The sequence below is a fragment of the Pseudomonas sp. PAMC 25886 genome (assembly GCF_000242655.1).
Lineage (GTDB): Bacteria > Pseudomonadota > Gammaproteobacteria > Pseudomonadales > Pseudomonadaceae > Aquipseudomonas.
On sequence record NZ_AHHC01000025.1, the window covers coordinates 1 to 16,889 of the forward strand.

General features: G+C 60.3%; 8 protein-coding genes and 1 pseudogene. All 9 read left to right on the top strand.

What is annotated here, in order from left to right; genetic code table 11:
• Positions 1-486: pseudogene (locus tag MUM_RS01000000132430) on the top strand (poly-beta-1,6 N-acetyl-D-glucosamine export porin PgaA); the annotation flags it as partial.
• A 12-nt stretch (positions 487-498) separates the two neighbouring features.
• On the top strand, positions 499-2,496 hold the full coding sequence (gene pgaB / locus MUM_RS0107830; RefSeq protein WP_010168777.1) for a poly-beta-1,6-N-acetyl-D-glucosamine N-deacetylase PgaB: 1,998 nt from the start codon (positions 499-501) through the stop codon (positions 2,494-2,496).
• Between the two features lie 3 nt (positions 2,497-2,499).
• Entirely contained in the window at positions 2,500-3,846 is a 1,347-nt protein-coding gene (gene pgaC, locus MUM_RS0107835; RefSeq protein WP_010168780.1) for a poly-beta-1,6-N-acetyl-D-glucosamine synthase, read from the top strand.
• Positions 3,843-4,331, top strand: a complete 489-nt coding sequence (gene pgaD, locus MUM_RS0107840; RefSeq protein ID WP_010168782.1) for a poly-beta-1,6-N-acetyl-D-glucosamine biosynthesis protein PgaD — start codon at positions 3,843-3,845, stop codon at positions 4,329-4,331. Before pgaC ends, pgaD begins: the two co-directional genes overlap by 4 nt.
• 304 nt (positions 4,332-4,635) lie before the next feature.
• Positions 4,636-6,357: a ShlB/FhaC/HecB family hemolysin secretion/activation protein gene (locus tag MUM_RS0107845; protein WP_010168783.1), complete on the top strand. Its 1,722-nt coding sequence runs from the start codon at positions 4,636-4,638 to the stop codon at positions 6,355-6,357.
• Positions 6,358-6,388: 31 nt separating this feature from the next.
• Positions 6,389-14,734 carry a two-partner secretion domain-containing protein gene (locus MUM_RS0107850; RefSeq protein WP_010168785.1) on the top strand — a complete coding sequence of 2,782 codons (8,346 nt, stop codon included), beginning with the start codon at positions 6,389-6,391 and terminating at the stop codon, positions 14,732-14,734.
• The gene (locus MUM_RS0107855; protein WP_029615799.1) at positions 14,731-15,270 is read left to right on the top strand and encodes a DUF2247 family protein; all 540 of its coding nucleotides are present in this window, start codon (positions 14,731-14,733) and stop codon (positions 15,268-15,270) included. The genes MUM_RS0107850 and MUM_RS0107855 overlap by 4 nt, the downstream gene beginning before the upstream one ends.
• A gap of 192 nt (positions 15,271-15,462) precedes the next feature.
• Positions 15,463-15,819, top strand: coding sequence for a hypothetical protein (locus MUM_RS0107860; RefSeq protein WP_010168787.1), 357 nt, complete (start codon positions 15,463-15,465; stop codon positions 15,817-15,819).
• Between the two features lie 136 nt (positions 15,820-15,955).
• On the top strand, positions 15,956-16,828 hold the full coding sequence (locus MUM_RS0107865; protein WP_010168788.1) for a hypothetical protein: 873 nt from the start codon (positions 15,956-15,958) through the stop codon (positions 16,826-16,828).
• The last annotated feature ends 61 nt before the right edge of the window (positions 16,829-16,889 follow it).

Here is a 16,889-nt window from a genome sequence, read left to right on the forward strand (position 1 = left end):
GGCAGCGGTTTTATCCGCTGGCGCGCCAATGAAAGCCGCGAATGGAAACTGGCCCTGAGCCCGTCCCATTTCAGCGACGGCAACAACCGCCTCGAAGCGCTGCTCACCGGTCGGCAGGGCGTGTACAGCTCGCCGGGGGTGCAAGTTGACCTCGGCCTGGAAGTCGGCGCCAGCCGCAACACCAAGGAAGACACGCCGTACTTCAACCCGCGCTCGGACTTCAGCGTGCTGCCCACGGCCACCGTCAACCACGTGCTCTACCACCGCTACGAGACCCAATGGAGCCAGCAGTTCCAGGTGGGCGCGGGCACTTACAGCCAGCGCGATTACGGCACTGGCGGCGTTGCATTGGTGGGCTACGGCCAGCGTTTTCGCTGGAACGACGTGCTCGAAACCGGCGCCAACCTCAGCTGGATCAGCCGACCTTATGACGGTGAGCGCGAAAGCGACCTGCGCCTGATCGTCGACCTCACCTACCGCTTCTAGAAGAGTCCGATCATGCCTGTCTTGTCCCGTTGCCTGTTGGCCCTGGGGTTAATGCTGAGCAGCGCCTGCGCCCAGCAACCCGCGCCTTTCACTCCACCCGCCGAGCGGCTAAAGCCTGCCAGCGAAGCGCCGTGGCCGAAGAACCATTTTCTCGGTATTGCCTACCACGACATCGAGGACCGCGACCCCGATCAGGCAGTGGTGGCGGTGCGCACCGAACGCTTGATCGAGCAGTTGGCGTGGTTGCGGGAGAACGGCTACCAGCCGGTCACCGTTGACCAAATTCTCGCCGCCCGCAACGGCGGCCCGGAGCTGCCGGCGAAGGCGATCATGCTCAGCTTCGATGACGGCTACGCGAGCTTCTACACCCGTGTGATGCCGATCCTGCGCAGCTACAACTGGCACGCGCTGCTGGCGCCGGTGGGTTCGTGGGTGGATACGCCGCTGAACCAACCGGTGGATTTCGCCGGCACGCCACGGCCGCGTTCGGACTTCCTGACCTGGCAGCAGGTGCGCGAAATCGCCCAGTCCGGCCTGGTGGAAATCGCCGCCCACACCGACGCCAATCACAAGGGCGTGCTCGCTAACCCCCAGGGCAACCTGCAACCGGCCGCTACCACGCGACGCTTTGATCCAAAGACCAACCGCTACGAAACCGAAGCCCAGTTCCAGGCGCGGATGCGCACCGACGTCACGGCGATCTCCAACAAGATCCGCGCCGTCACCGGCAAGGCCCCGCGTGTCTGGGTGTGGCCGTATGGCGCTGCCGACGGTACCTCATTGGCCGTGGTGGGCGAGCAGGGCTACCAGATGGCGCTGACCCTGGAAGACGGCCTCGACAGCCTCGGCAACCTGATGAGCAGCCCGCGTTTCCTCGTGGCCTCCGACCCGGACGGCGAGCACTACGCCAACGCCATCGTCGCGACCCAGGCCGAAGCGCCGCTGCGGGTGCTGCACGTGGACCTGGACAACGTCTACGACCCGGACCCGGAACAACAGGTGCGCAACCTCGACAAGCTGATCCAGCGCGTGGTCGACATGGGCGCCAGCACCGTGTTCCTGCAAGCCTTCGCCGACCCCAAGGGCGACGGCCTGGTGCGTTCGCTGTACTTCCCCAACCGCCATTTGCCGGTGCGCGCCGACCTGTTCAACCGCGTCACCTGGCAACTGCGCACCCGGGCTCATGTGAATGTGTTTGCCTGGATGCCGGTGCTCAGTTTCGCCCTCGATTCGAAGCTGCCCCGCGTCACCCGCTGGGACCCGGAAACCGGCAAGGTCGCCATCGACCCGGACCAGTACCAGCGCCTGTCGCCGTTTGATCCGAAAGTGCGGCAGGTCATCGGTGAGATCTACGAAGACCTGGCCCGCACCAGTGCCATCGACGGCGTGCTGTTCCACGACGACGCGGTGCTGTCGGACTTTGAAGATGCCAGCCCGCTGGCGCTCAAGGCCTACGCCGCCAACGGCCTGCCCGACACCATCGAAGCCCTGCGCGCCGACCCTGCGGTGATGCAGCGCTGGACCCGGTTCAAGAGCCGCTACCTCATCGACTTCACCCATGAGCTGACGGCCAAGGTCCGCACGCTGCGCGGCCCGCAAGTGCAGACCGCACGCAATATCTTCGCCGAGCCGATGCTCAACCCCGGCAGCGAGGCCTGGTTCGCGCAGAACCTCGACGACTTCCTCACCAGCTACGACTGGACCGCGCCGATGGCCATGCCGTTGATGGAAGGCCAGGACCTGAAGGGCTCCAACGCCTGGCTGGAAAAACTCGTGGCCACCGTCAAGGCCCACCCCGGCGCACTGCACCGCACCGTCTTCGAGTTGCAAGCCAAGGACTGGCGCACCCCGGCCGCCCCGGACCTTTCCGGCGCCCAAATGGCCGAGTGGATGGGCGTACTCAAGCGTCAGGGCGTGACCAGTTTTGGCTACTACCCCGACAACTTCCTGGAGAATTCGCCGGATCTGAAAACCGTGCGTCCGGCCCTTTCCAACCAGTGGAATCCTTGACTCATGTTCGACAGAATCCTCGCGCTTATTGTCTTGTCGTTGGTATTGGGTGTGCCCCTGGGCCTGATCTTTCTGGTCACCGGGCAGTTCCTGATGGACTTCGTGTTCTTCTATCCACTGTTCATGTCCGGCTTGTGGATCGCCGGCGGTTTGTACTTCTGGCTGCACTGGGAACGCCACTGGCCGTGGGCTGACGATACCCCGGCGCCGGTATTGGCCGGCGAACCGCTGATCTCGATCCTGATCCCTTGCTACAACGAAGGCGACAACGCCGCCGAGACCATCGGCGCCGCGTTGGCCCAGCAGTACCGCAACATCGAAGTGATCGCGATCAACGACGGCTCCAGCGACAACACCGCCGCCGTGCTCGATGCATTGGCCCTGAAAGAACCGCGCCTGCGGGTGCTGCACCTGGCGCAGAACCAGGGCAAGGCCGTGGCCCTGCGCATGGGCGCGGTGGCGGCGCGCAGTGAATACCTGGTGTGCATCGACGGCGACGCGTTGCTCGCGCCGAACACGGCGGCGTACCTGGTGGCGCCGATGCTCGACAACCCGCGCCTGGGGGCCGTCACCGGCAACCCGCGGATTCGTACGCGTTCGACCTTGATCGGCCGGGTGCAGGTGGGCGAGTTCTCTTCGATCATTGGTTTGATCAAGCGCACCCAACGGGTATTCGGGCGGATCTTCACCGTCTCCGGCGTGGTGGTGGCGTTTCGGCGGGCGGCCCTGGACCGGGTCGACTACTGGAGCACCGACATGATCACCGAAGACATCGACGTCAGCTGGAAGCTGCAATTGGACCACTGGAGCATCTTCTACGAGCCCCGCGCGCTGTGCTGGATCCTGATGCCGGAAACCCTCGGCGGCCTGTGGAAGCAGCGCCTGCGCTGGGCCCAGGGCGGCGCCGAAGTGCTGTTCAAGAACATCCGGGGCATCTGGCAATGGCGTCATCGCTACCTGTGGCCACTGCTGTTCGAATACTGCCTGTCCACCGGCTGGGCCTTCACCTTTTTGCTCTCGGTGATTTTCTGGGCCGTGGGCAAAGTCGTGACACTGCCCGCCGCCATCGCCGTCGACTCGCTGATGCCGCCGGCCTTTACCGGCCTGCTGCTGGCGGTGGTGTGCCTGGTGCAGTTCGCGGTGAGCATCATGATCGACCGGCGCTATGAAAAGGGCCTGTGGAAAACCCTGTTCTGGACCGTCTGGTACCCGCTGGTGTTCTGGCTGGTGAGCCTGTTCACCACGCTGGTCAGCTTCCCCAAAGTGCTGTTCCGCCAACACCAGAAACGCGCGCGCTGGGTCAGCCCGGATCGCGGTATCAAAGCCCCCACCAAGGAACTGCAACCATGAACCTGATCCGTACCCAACAGCGCCCGGTGATGTGGGCAATCGACGTATTTCTGACCCTGCTGGCCTGGGCCGGCCTGATCATCCTGCTGGTGCGCGGGCTGCTACCGATGCTCGACAGCCACGGCGGCCCCCGGGTCGAAGCACCGATTTTTGCGGCGATGGAAACCTTGCAGATCTACCTGTGGATCGCCGTGTTCAACGCGGTGGTGCTGATCAGTTGGGCACGTTACCAGCAGCGACGCGGCAAACGGTTTGCCCAGCGGCGCTCGGCGGCCAAAGCCTTGAGCGACCAACGCCTGAGCCATAGCTTCAGCCTGGGCGAAGGCGACCTGGAGCAACTGCGTCGCCCGGGTGTGCTGGTGATTCATAACGACCACGAAGGCGGGGTGCAGGAGGTGACCGCGCACGTGTCGCGGCATGTCGAGCGGCCAGGATTGAAGCTGGTGACGGGGCAGGAGCGGGTCAAAGAGGCTTCAGGCCGATAAATGGGATCCAATTCACAAAATTAACCCGAACTTTTCTCGTCTTTTGGCTACTAATCAGTCTTGATACAACTTGATGGCTAACTAGTGGCAACTGTAAGTGGCCCGTTAAAGTTGTATCAAAACTGTTACCGCTTGTCGGAATAAAAATTCCAATTGCAAGCGATTAAACGTTGCATGATTTATTTATTGTTAATAATCAGCGACTTATAGGCCTGTTAATCATAGTTTCCAACTAAGCCAGAATCTTGGCCCACCGGAAGTTCGATGTTAGTTTGCCGGCCCCCGCTTTTTCGACGGATCGAACATGTCTTTATTACTGCCACGGACTCGGCTGCTGCTGGGCGTTTGCCTGCTGACTTGCTTCGCACTCAATAGTGCGGTGGCGGCGCCTACGCCTGGCGATCAGGACCTGATCCGCGACCGGCAAAACCGCCTGCTGGAAGAACAGCGCCGGCGCCTTGAAGAACTCAAGGACCTGCCCGGTAAAGAAGCCAAACCCCAGGCGCCTGCCACCCCGGCCGATACCCGTTGCTTCCCGATCAAAGACATCGAGCTCAAGGGCGCCGACAGCCTGCCCGCGACGGACCGCGAGCGCCTGCTCAAGCCTTATATCGGCCAGTGCCTGGGCGTCTCCCAGCTCAATCAAGTGCTCAAGGCGATCACTGACTACTACATCGACAAAGGCATGGTCACCAGCCGTGCCTACCTGCCGCAGCAGGACCTTTCCACGGGCCACCTCCAGGTGTTGGTGGTGGAAGGCAAACTCGAAGGCCTGAAGGGGGCTGACGGCAGCAACCTGTCCCAACGCGAGCTGGCCATGGCGTTTCCCGGCAAGGTCGGCGAGCAGCTCAACCTGCGGGAAATCGAGCAATTGGTGGACCAGTTGAACCGCTTGCCGTCCAAGCAGGCGCAAATGGAACTGACCCCCGGCAGCCAGGTGGGCGGCAGTGAAGTACAGGTCAAGAACGTCCCGCAAAAGCCCTGGCGCGCGAGCCTGTCGCGCAATAACGACGGGCAGAAAAGCACCGGCGAACAGCAATGGGGCGCTGGCCTGGAGTGGGACAGCCCGCTCGGCCTGGCCGATCAACTGGTGTTGCGCGGTGGCCACGACGCCGTCAGCGATCACCAGAAGACCTCGAAAAACACCATGCTCTACTACAACGTGCCGTGGGGCTGGTGGAACTTCAGCTACACCTACAGCGAGAGTGATTACCGCACCTATGGCGTGACCAACGCCTTTAAATTCAAGCAGAACGGCGACAACGAGAACCACCAATTGCGCGCCGAGCGCGTGATCCATCGTGACGACGTGAGCAAGACCTCGGTGAACGTCGGCCTGTCGCACCTGCGCACCAACAACTACATCCTCGACATCCGCACCGAGCCCAGCAGTAACCGCCTCAGCGAACTGCAACTGGGCATCAATCACGGCCGACGCATCGGCAATGCTTTCGTCAACCTCGACCTGGGCATGCAGAACGGTATCGGCGCCTTCGACGCCCAAGCCGAAAACGAGCGCGATCAGTACGGCAATCGCCTGCCCAACGCGCGCTATCGCAAATACACCGCCACCGTCAGCTACTTGCAGCCGTTCACGCTGTGGGGCGAGTCGTTCAGTTTCTCCAGCCTGGCCACCGGCCAACGCAGTGAAGACATCCTGTTCAGCCCGCAGCGCATGAGCCTTGGCGGTTCGGCCTCGGTGCGTGGTTTCAAAGACCAGCAGCTCACCGGCGACAGCGGCGGCTACTGGCGCAACGACGTGCGCTGGGCGCGCCCGGTGACCTGGGACTGGATGCGCCCGGCCTTCGCTGAATATGGCGCCAGCGTCGGCTATGACCAGGGCGTGATCCGCAACGACCGTTACAACGGTGAAGTGCATGGCCGGGTTTCGAGCAACTCCCTGGAGCTGTTCGCCCGTGGCAAATACGTCAGCACCAGCGTGACCTTTGCCCATTCCCTGGAACGCCCGGCAGTGATGAGCGAGCGCGAAGCGCCGATCTACTTCCGCATGGATTTCTTCCTGTAATTCAACGCCCCGTTACATCGAGAATATGACAATGGATGTTCGCCACTTTGCCTTCCTGGCCCGCCAACCTTCTGCTGCGCTGAAACCGCGAGACTCGTTCTTCGGCCTGCCCAAGCGTGGCCTGGTGCTGATCCTGGCCAACGCGCTGTTCTGGCAGCCGCTGCTGGCCCAGGCCGAAGGCATTGTGGTCAGCGCGCCGGGCACCACCGTCGGCCAGGCCGGCAATGGCGTACCGGTGGTGAACATCGCCACCCCCAATGGCAGTGGCTTGTCCCATAACCAATTCAAGGACTACAACGTCGGCCCCAACGGCGTGATCCTCAACAACGCCAACGGCCCCATCACAAACACCCAATTGGGTGGCTACATCGTCGGCAACCCCAACCTCAAGGGCGGCGCGGCCAGCGTTATCCTCAACGAAGTCAACGGCGGCAGCCCCAGCCAACTGCGTGGCTACACCGAAGTGGCGGGCCAGTCGGCCAAGGTCATCGTTGCCAACCCGTATGGCGTTACGTGCAGCGGTTGCGGCTTTATCAACACCCCGAACGTGACCCTCACCACCGGCAAACCGGTGCTCGACGCGAGTGGCCAGTTGCAGCGCTATCAGGTTGACGGCGGCACCGTGACCATCGACGGCCAGGGCCTGAATGCCAGCAACGTCGACCGCTTCGAAATCATCACCCGCTCGGCCAAGATCAATGCGCAGATCAACGCACGGGAATTGACCGTGATCGCCGGGCGTAACGACGTCGATGCCAAAAGTTTGAAAGCCACCGCGCGCGCCGATGACGGCAGCGCCAAGCCCGAGCTGGCCATCGACTCCTCGGCGCTGGGCGGCATGTACGCCGGGGCGATCAAACTGGTGGGCACCGAAGCCGGTGTGGGCGTAAAGCTCGACGGCACACTGGCTGCCAGCGGCGGCGATATCCAGCTCGATGCCAATGGGCACCTCAGCATGGCGCAGACAGCGGCCACCGGTAACCTCAAGGTCACCGCGCAAAGCGTCAACCTGACCGACAAGGTTTACGCCACCGGCAATGTGCAGGTGAGCAGCGCCGAGGAACTGGTCAACCAGAAGAGCCTGGCCGCCGGCCAACGCATCGAACTCAACGCGGTCAAGGTCACCAACCCGGGCATCATCGAGGCGGGGGTGCAGGTAGACAACAGCCGCAATGCCACGGGCGATGTAGTGGTGAACGCGCAAACCGTGAACACCAGCGGCAACCTGCTGGCCAGTCGCGCGTTGGCGATCACCGCCGCGCAGGCGCTGACCAACCAGGGCAGCATCATCCAGGCCAAGACCGTCAGCGTCAGCACCGCCAAGCTGACCAACCAGGGCGCCACCGCGCGCCTGTTCGGCGAGCAGAGCCTGGCGATCAGCGCGCCGGCGATCGTCAACCTGGGCGGGTTGATTCGCTTCGGTGCCGAGCAGGCGGCGACGCTGCAAACCGATTCGCTGGATAACCGTCAGGGCCGTATCCAGGTGGCGGGCGGCAGCTTGACCCTCAACAGCGGCGCGCTGAATAACAACGGCGGGCAGATTGTCGCCGACGCCGTGACGGTGAACGCCGCCAGCCTCGACAACAGTGCCAAGGGCTTGATCAGTGCCGAGAAAGGCGCGCTCAACCTCACCGTCACCAACGCTTTCAACAACAGCCAGGGTCATGCCCAGGCCGGCACTGACGTGAACCTCACCGCCGGCGACCTCGCCAACCAGGACGGCAAGCTGGTGGGTGGGCAACTCACCGCTACCCTCGGCAGCCTCAGCAACAACGACGCAGGTGTACTCAGCGCGGATGCCGGCAAGTTGACCTTGACCGTCGCCCAACAGCTGAACAACGCCAAAGGTCACTTACAGGCCGCCCAGGGCGACATCGAACTGCACGCCGCGAGCCTGGATAACCAGGGCGGCGCCATCATCGGCAAGCAGTTGCTGCTGGATGCGCGAAGCGGGCAGATCGACAACCGCGCCGGGCGTATCGTCGGTGACCAACTGGACGTGCGCGCCGGCAGCCTCGACAACCGCAGTGCCGGGTTGCTGGCCGGTGGTGTGCCGGGTGTGAGCGTGGTGCTGAACGACCAATTGCTCAACACCCAGGGCCGCATTCAAAGTGAGGGTGACCTGCTGCTGACCGGCAACCGCCTGGGCAACAGCGCCGGGATCCTGCTGGGCAAGGCCCTGACTGTCACCGCGCAAGACCTCGACAACAGCAGCAAGGGCGCGCTGGTCAGCAATGACGGCGACATCACCCTCAACATCAGCAACCTGCTGACCAACACCAACGGTGTGATCGACGCCGCCGAACGCAGTGTGCTGGTCAAGGCCTTGACCACCCTCAACAACCAGGGCGGCACCTTGCGGGGCAAGCGCCTGGATATCGCGGCGCAAACCCTCGACAACGACCAGGGCCAACTCCTGGCCGGCAATCAGGGCGTGAGCTACCGCGGCCAGGACCTGAGCAATCGCCAGGGCATGATCCTCAGCGGTGGTGCGGCGGTCGACCTGAGGCTGGGCACCTTGAACAACCAGGGCGGCACCGTGCAAGGCGACAGCTTGACGGTGACAGCCGACAGCGTCGACAACAGCCACGACGGTACCAAGGCCGGCGCGTTGACCGCCTTGAAGAGCGACCTGCAACTGACGGTCGAGGCCTTGACCAACCGGGGCGGCAAACTGTTCGGCAAGGAGCACGTCACCGTCTCCGGCGCCACCCTGGACAACAGCGCCAACGGCCAGATCAGCGGCAATCAGCTCAGCCTGACCTCGCGTGCCCAGCTGACCAACCAGGGCGGCCTGATTGAGTCCAACCAGGGCCTGACCTTCAATGGCGGCAACCTCGACAACAGCGCGGGCGGCCAACTGCGGGCGATCGAAGGCGCCAGCAGCACGCTGACGGTCACCGACCAACTGAATAACCAGAACGGCATTCTTGAATTCGGCAGCCAGGCCTTCAGCCTCAATGCCGGGCATCTGAATAACCAGGCCGGGCAACTGCAGCACGCCGGCGCCGGCGTGTTCAGCCTCAATACCACCAGCCTCACCGGCAGCCAGGGCAGCATCAATGGCCTGGGCACCGCCGACTGGTCGTTTGGCCAAGTCGATGGCCTCGGCCGCGTGCAACTCAATGAAGCCTTGCACTACACCAGCACCCAGGGCCTGAGCCTCAAGGCCGGCGATCGCCTGGCCAGCGCCAAGGGTCTGACCCTGGATGTGGCCAGCCTGGATAACGCGGGCGAGTTGCTCAGCGACGGTGACCTGACTGTCAACCTGACCGGCGACATGACCAACAGTGGCCGCCTTTCGGCCCAGCAAAAACTGAGCGTGGTCGCCAACAACCTCAGCCAGAACGGCGGGCGTTTGGCCGGCGGCACCACCACCCGCATCACCCTGGGCGGTACGCTGGATAACCTCGGCTACCTCACCGCACGCCAGCAACTCGACATTGCCGCCGCACAGATCAACAACCGCGGCACCCTCGGTTCACAAGGCAACGTCAACCTCAGCGCCAGCAATGGCATCAGCAATAGCGCCGACACGCTGCTGTTCAGCGGCGGTGATCTGACCCTGCGCGGGAACAGCTTCAGCAACCTGTACGGCGACGTCTACAGCAAGGGCAACCTGAGTTTCGCGGCGCTCGATGGCGGCATGGCGGCGGGCTTCAGCAACCTTTCCGGTACGGTTGAAAGCGAAGGCAATATCGGCATCAGTGCGCGGAATGTGGAAAACGCCAAGGCTGAATTCGAGTTGGGCCAGACCATCACCACCGGCAGCCTCTATTGGCAGTGCGGCCAGCACTGCGGCGGACACGACTCGTTCAAGCGCGGTCAAATCACCATCAACCAGACCTACCTTGAATCCGCGATCAAGGACTCGGCCTCTGCGCGCCTGGTGGCGGGCAAAGACCTGCTGATCCAGGGCGACAACGTCCAGAACCGCTATAGCCTGCTGGCGGCCAATGGCAACCTGAGCATCACCGCCAACGACCTGCTCAACCAGGGCGCCGCGACCCGCACCGGGCAGAACACCATCCTCATCGGCACCCCGCAGCGCATCGACACCGATGAGTGGGACCGGATGGAATACCTCGACGTACCCGCCTTCAACGCAGCGGTGGCGGCGGGTAATTTTGATAAGGCGCGCTTTGAGGTGCTCAAGGCCCGGTCCAGCGACTGGCGTTTCTCCGAACAAAGCAACGTCACCACCTGGACCGACAACGGCGGCCCGGGCTACACCGCGACGATACAGGCCGGTGGCGCGGTCAACCTCAACGTTGCGCGCACCCTGCAAAATGGCACGTTGCACACCAACACCCTGGAGCAACTGACCGGCACCCTCGGTGACGACCAGACCGGCATCCCCGTCGGCGGCATCAACATCAACCTGAGCAAGCACGTCAACGACGCCACCGCCCAGGCGCCGAGCAGCGTATTGCCGGTGACCAGCATCGCGCCCGACGGCCGCTACGTACCCGTGGACTACACCGGCGAGTCCTTCACCCCGGTCGACCCCACCACCGCGCCCGGCTTCCAGTTGCCCAAGGGCGACTACGGCCTGTTCATCAAAAACGCCGACCCCACCAGTCACTACCTGATCGAGACCAACCCGAACCTCACCACTGTGGCGGGCTTCTTCAGCTCCGACTACATGCTCGGCAAGCTCGGCTACAGCCCCGACAACGCCTGGCGTCGCCTGGGTGACGGGCAATACGAGTCACGGCTGATCCGCGATGCGGTGCTGGCGCAAACCGGGCAACGCTTCCTCGCCGGTGGCCTGACCAGCGACTACGACCAGTTCCGCTACCTGATGGACAACGCCCTGGCCAGCAAGGACGCCTTGCGCCTGAGCGTCGGCGTGTCCCTCACTGACCAGCAAGTCGGCGCCCTGACCCACGACATCGTGTGGATGGAAAACCGCGTGGTCGACGGCCAGACCGTGCTCGTGCCGGTGCTCTACCTGGCCCAGGCCGACTCCCGCAACGTGCGCGGCAACAGCCTGATCCAGGGCCGCGACCTCAACCTGATGACCGGCGGCGACCTGATCAACGTCGGCACCCTGCGCGCCAGCAACAACCTCTCGGTGGCCAGCAGCGGCAGCCTCTACACCGGCGGCCTGATCGAGGCCGGCAACAACCTCAGCCTGCTGGCCCAGGACAGCATCCGCAATTCCATGGCTGGCGAGATACGCGGCACCCAGGTCAGCCTCACCACCCTGAAGGGCGACATCACCAACGACAACACCGCCATCCAGGTGCGCCAGGGCGCCGGCATGCGCACCCTCACCGACAGCAGCGCCGGCACCATCACCGCCCGCGAAAACCTGGCCATCGACGCTGGCCGCGACCTCACCAACCACGGTGCACTCACCGCCGGCGGCGATGCCGACCTGAAAGCCGGGCGCGACCTCAACCTGATCGCCGTCAGCGACACCAGCGAGATCCACGCCTTCAGCGACGGCGGGCACAAATCCACCATCACCACCGACGTGAAAAACCAAGCGGCCACGGTCACGGCCGGCGGCAACCTGAGCATGGTGGCGGGGCAAGACGTCAACATCATCGGCAGCAACGCCTCCGCGGGTAAGGACCTGAACATTCAGGCCGGGCGCGATTTCAACGTGGCGTCTGTCAGCGATGTGCACAACGTCGAAGGCAAGGAAAAAGACGGCAAGAAACGCATCAAGACCGCGGATGAGCAGACCACGCAGTTAGCCAGTGTGTTGACGGCGGGCAGGGACTTTACGAGCCAGGCCGGGCGCGACACTACGCTGGTGGCGAGCAAGATCAGTGCGGGGAATGAGGCTTATCTGTACAGCGGGGATAAGTTGAATTTGCTGGCGGCTGAGAACAGTACGCATACTTTGTATGACATGAAGGAGAACGGTGGCTGGGGCGCGAAGAAAGAGCAGCGAGACGAAGTAACCCGCACCACGAACGTTGGGACCGAGATCAAGACTGGCGGCAACCTCACGTTGATCAGCGAAGGTGACCAGCGTTACCAGGTCGCGAAGCTTGATAGTGGTAATGACATCATTCTTAACAGTGGCGGGGCCATCGCCTTTGAAGGCGTCAAAGACCTTCATGACGAGAGCCATACCAAGAGCAAGGGTGACCTCGCTTGGTTCAGCGCCAAAGGTAAAGGCAACACTGACGAAACGCTGCGCCAGAGTGAAATGATCGCTCAAGGGCAGGTCGTTATCAAAGCTGTCGACGGATTGAAGATTGATGTCAGGCAGATCGATCAGCAAACCGTTAGTCAGACCATCGATACCATGGTCAAAGCCGATCCGAATCTGGCTTGGCTCAAGGATGCTGAGAAGCGCGGTGACGTGGACTGGCGCCAAGTCAAAGAGATCCACGATAGCTTCAAATACAGTAACTCCGGTTTAGGTGCGGGTTCGCAGATTGTAATAGCAATTCTGATGGCCGCATTTGTCGGGCCGTTGGCAATGACTGCGGCTGCAGGTGCTGGAGCGGGCGTCGCTGTCGCGGCAGGTGCGGGAGCCGTAGCGGCAGGCGCTGCGACCAATGCGACGGTTAGTGTCGTTAATAATCGTGGCAACTTAGGGGCAGTGTTCAAGGATGTCACCTCTTCGGATGCTTTGAAGGGGTATACGATTTCCGGTGTGACCGCTGGATTGACCGCAGCTTATTTTGATGGCTGGACCGGAACTCATACTGATCAGGCGACTAAGCAAATAACGGGGCCACAGCTCAACACATGGACTGGTGTAGGGCAGTTTGCCGCGAACCAGACATTGCAAGGCGGTACTTCAACGCTGTTGAGTAAAGCATTGGGGCAGGGCGGCAGTGGGAGTGAGGCGCTGAAAACTGCGCTGTTCAATACCCTGGCAGCGGCCAGCTTCAATGCCGTCGGCGACTACACGAAAAAGTGGAACATCGAAAACGGTTCAATTCCCAAGATCGCGATTCATGCGATGGTCGGTGGCCTCTTGGCCGAAGCAACGGGTGGAGATTTCCGTACAGGCGCATTGGCAGCCGGCGCCAATGAGGCACTGGTCGTACAGCTTAACGACATCGTGAAGGGCGACAAGACATTGTTGTCCATGAGTTCTCAACTGGTCGGTGTTTTAGCTGCGGCCACACAAAAAGATGCAGATGCTAGCAAGTTGGAGAAGGGTGGCTGGGTGGCGAAAAATGCCACGCAGTACAACCACCAGCTTCACAAGTCTCAAGCCGATGCGTTGGATGAACAGCGACGGTTCCATCCGGAAAAGGCTGATCGTTTGAATGCGGCGGCCTGCGCTTTGGTTAGTTGCGCAGAGTCGATCCCGACCAACGATGAAACCTATAAGGACTTCAAGGCACTTCAGGATCGTGGCGCCACTTTTAGTGAGGAGATCGCGTTACTTGAGGCGACCGGCCAGTTTGGTGGGCGTAGTTGGCAGGATTGGAGCGACGATACGCTCAATGCTCACGGCAAGGCGGTGCAGGTCGTAGGAGCAAGCAAAGACACTGCCTTTGGCCTAGTCGGAGGGGCTACTGCATATACCGGGATGGTGATGTCGTCACCCGCATGTGTTGGCGTTGTTACCTGTGCCTTACCCATCGGCTTAGGAGCGCTTGGCACTACCTCGATGGTGGGGGCATGGGATTCTGCTAGCCGGATTACGGCGGATTTTAAATCCAGTGAGCCCGACCGAGTGCTAGCTTCTTTCTTTCCGGAAACCTTTCCAGGAGAGTCGAGCGCAACGTCTGACCTGGCATGGAGCACGGCGAAATCCGCAGCTCAGGCGGCTCTGTTTGGCGGCGCGAGTAAATACTTTAATGGTAAGTTAGCTGGAGAGCTTACCACTGGTGCAAAAGCGACAGCGGAAGCTCCCAAGCCGACTAGCATTACCAAGGTTACGGACGAGATGAAGGCCGATCCTTACCATTCGGATTGGCAACGGTACGCAGGTAATGAGCCCAGAGCAGTCGGGGCGGATGTTGTCAGCGGTGATGTAAAAGGAGGAGCAGCGCTATCTAATGATGTCCTAGTCGAAGCGCGTATCGGGAATGGTACGAAGGGTCAAGGTAGCGGAAATAAAGTAGACCAACTTCCTAACAAACAAGTTGTTGGGGCTGATGGAAAACCAATGCCTGTGTACTCAGAGCTAGAGACGCGCAACGGTCCTTATGCCACCCAAGAGTTCCCATCGACTCCGGTTGCGCATGGTTTTCCCGATATTGTTGATAACTATGCAAACAGCGCGACTAAATTTCCTCTCAATAACGGCTCGTCGATTTACCAAGCATTGGGTAGCTATAATGGTGTGGCGGGTAGATTTGAATGGATTGTAGATCCGAAGTTGGGCGGTGTAACACACAGAATGTTTGTACCAAATGGAACTGTTAACGGCATACCGGTGAAACCATGATTCAAGCAGTCTTTGAACGAATTACCAAACACGGCTTGACTGACTGGGCCGTTTTGCTTCAGGGCGTCTGTGGTATTCCTAGCCTTTTGGGGCGATTGCCAGCGTCTTGTGTAGAGGATTTTGCAAACGCTGAGCTTGAAAAGGTGGCAGGGAATCATCCCTTGCTCGACGTGATTGTTAGCTTGGCTACCGATAGTGATCTGCCTGTATCTGAGCTATTCCCGCAGCTGCAAAAAATGAGCGAGTTTCAAAATGCGGATATGCAACGAGCCAGGAGAATATGGCGAGCGGTTGCATTGGAAGAATTGCTAACGAACCTAGACTCGGATCCGCTCTATGGGTTGATAAATTTGTCTGAGTTTTGGTCAAGTTGGGAGTGGCCGGCTGATGCTCCACTGTCGATGATTCCTGGTGCGGTGAATTTGCCGCAGCATCAATACCATTCTGCGTCGAACTATGAACATGTTGTTCATGAGCATGAGCAATGGTTGAAAGATGAGCTGGCTGCTTTGAACTGTAGAGAAACTTCAACTTGATCTGACAATCTCCGCGCCGGCCTAGCGCCGGTGTTTTTGAATCCCAAACTAAAGGGGATAATAGTTCTGGCCACTATCAGCCACCGGCCACCTTAAAAGGTAACTTGAGGCTTCCAGAAAAAACATTTAATCCAAGAAAGTAGGTTTGATATGGACGCTCGGTTAACGTCACTTTGTAAAGGAATAGTGAAGATGACTTCTGATCAGGCTGCTGCTTGGATAATGAGTGAGTATCCTATCAATTCTGAACATTGGAGTGAGGCTTTGGTGCTTATACCTCACCGATCTTGGAAGAAGTCCGAACAAAGACTCTTAGCGGAGTACTATTTCAAGAATGTCCCTTTTTCAAGTGGAAGAGGCTATGAAGCGTTCGCGTCAATTATGTCTATTAAACTGATGATTGCGTGCCTTAAGGACGCTGTACCGAAGGATCCGGCCAGGTGTGATTTGATGCAGTATTATTTAATTCCGGTGCTGGAGCGTTTTGCGAAAAATGATACGGATCAAATGGCTATAAATGATTTTGTTTGTGCTGTTTCAGCAAGATAAAAAGAAGCGCTTTAGGAAAAGCGGGGGCGGGCCACGATTAATGTGAGGGCGGGTATTGGTGGTCTAGCCCCTGTTTTGCAAAGAGAAGAATTGTGGTCTGACCCCTGTTTCCGCTGTTTCCATGAGGAAAACGAGAGTGAAGAAAGTAAGCAGCATTCTTGGAAAGCACCGACACTGGCTGTCCCGTTCGCCTGTCGTGGTTGCTCAAGAGCTTGAGTTTCTGGACGAGGACTTGGCCAGTGATTCTTTGCTGGGGTTTGACAACGTTTCGGACTCACTGGGAATGCTTGCGGTTCATTATGGCATTCAGGGGGAAGTTGCCATTTTCGACGGCGATGAAACCGGCTGGGAGAACGTCGCCCGTTCGATGATGTATCGCTACTGGGCACTGATGTTAAGAGCCAGGTCCTTCTCCAACACGCGTTTTCTTCAAGGCATCAAGACGGTGCCTGATCTGAGCAATCATCTGAGCCATGCCGCGTGTCTGCTCGCGGCCTTCATGGCGGCAGACCGGCGTGACCTGGCGTCATCGACGGCCGATGTGTTGGCCGGGATGCTGTCTGTGCCGGGCGCCGTTGATGCGCGTTTTATGAAAGCACGCCACTTTGAGCCTTTCATGTTGTGGCTTTACTCCGTTTATTCGCAGCAAGGCGCCGTTGCACAAATCGAGTCGATGAACCTGGGCATTTATCAGTCGGTGATAGACAACTGGAATGACGAGCAACAGTTGGCAGTGGTGCTGGAGGAGCTTGGTCGGTATCACCTGGCCAATGCGCAGGACAATGGCGGCGCCTGGAAACCCGAATTCAAAAGCCCGCCGTTTGATTTGTTGTTGGTGGAGGTTGGCGCGATTTACCGGGCGCGCCAACAGCTTGGCCTGCCATCACCTACCGTGACGAACCCGCTGCTTTACGTGGGAACGGCGGCATTGAGACACTTGGTTTTCTCACCTGACGAACTGGTCGTAAGGGTTGAATCCGCTTACAGGCGTTTTTTTGGTGGAACATGAAAGCAGTCAAAGCCCCGTTTTTATCTCCGCCCTGGCCATCAAGGGGGCGGCGCTACCGCCG

What these genes read in the sequence shown, in the direction of transcription:
- pgaB (WP_010168777.1), top strand. Translation starts at nt 499, where the DNA reads ATGCCTGTCTTGTCCCGTTGCCTGTTGGCCCTGGGGTTAATGCTGAGC.
- pgaC (WP_010168780.1), top strand. Translation starts at nt 2,500, where the DNA reads ATGTTCGACAGAATCCTCGCGCTTATTGTCTTGTCGTTGGTATTGGGT.
- pgaD (WP_010168782.1), top strand. Translation starts at nt 3,843, where the DNA reads ATGAACCTGATCCGTACCCAACAGCGCCCGGTGATGTGGGCAATCGAC.
- MUM_RS0107845 (WP_010168783.1), top strand. Translation starts at nt 4,636, where the DNA reads ATGTCTTTATTACTGCCACGGACTCGGCTGCTGCTGGGCGTTTGCCTG.
- MUM_RS0107850 (WP_010168785.1), top strand. Translation starts at nt 6,389, where the DNA reads ATGGATGTTCGCCACTTTGCCTTCCTGGCCCGCCAACCTTCTGCTGCG.
- MUM_RS0107855 (WP_029615799.1), top strand. Translation starts at nt 14,731, where the DNA reads ATGATTCAAGCAGTCTTTGAACGAATTACCAAACACGGCTTGACTGAC.
- MUM_RS0107860 (WP_010168787.1), top strand. Translation starts at nt 15,463, where the DNA reads ATGACTTCTGATCAGGCTGCTGCTTGGATAATGAGTGAGTATCCTATC.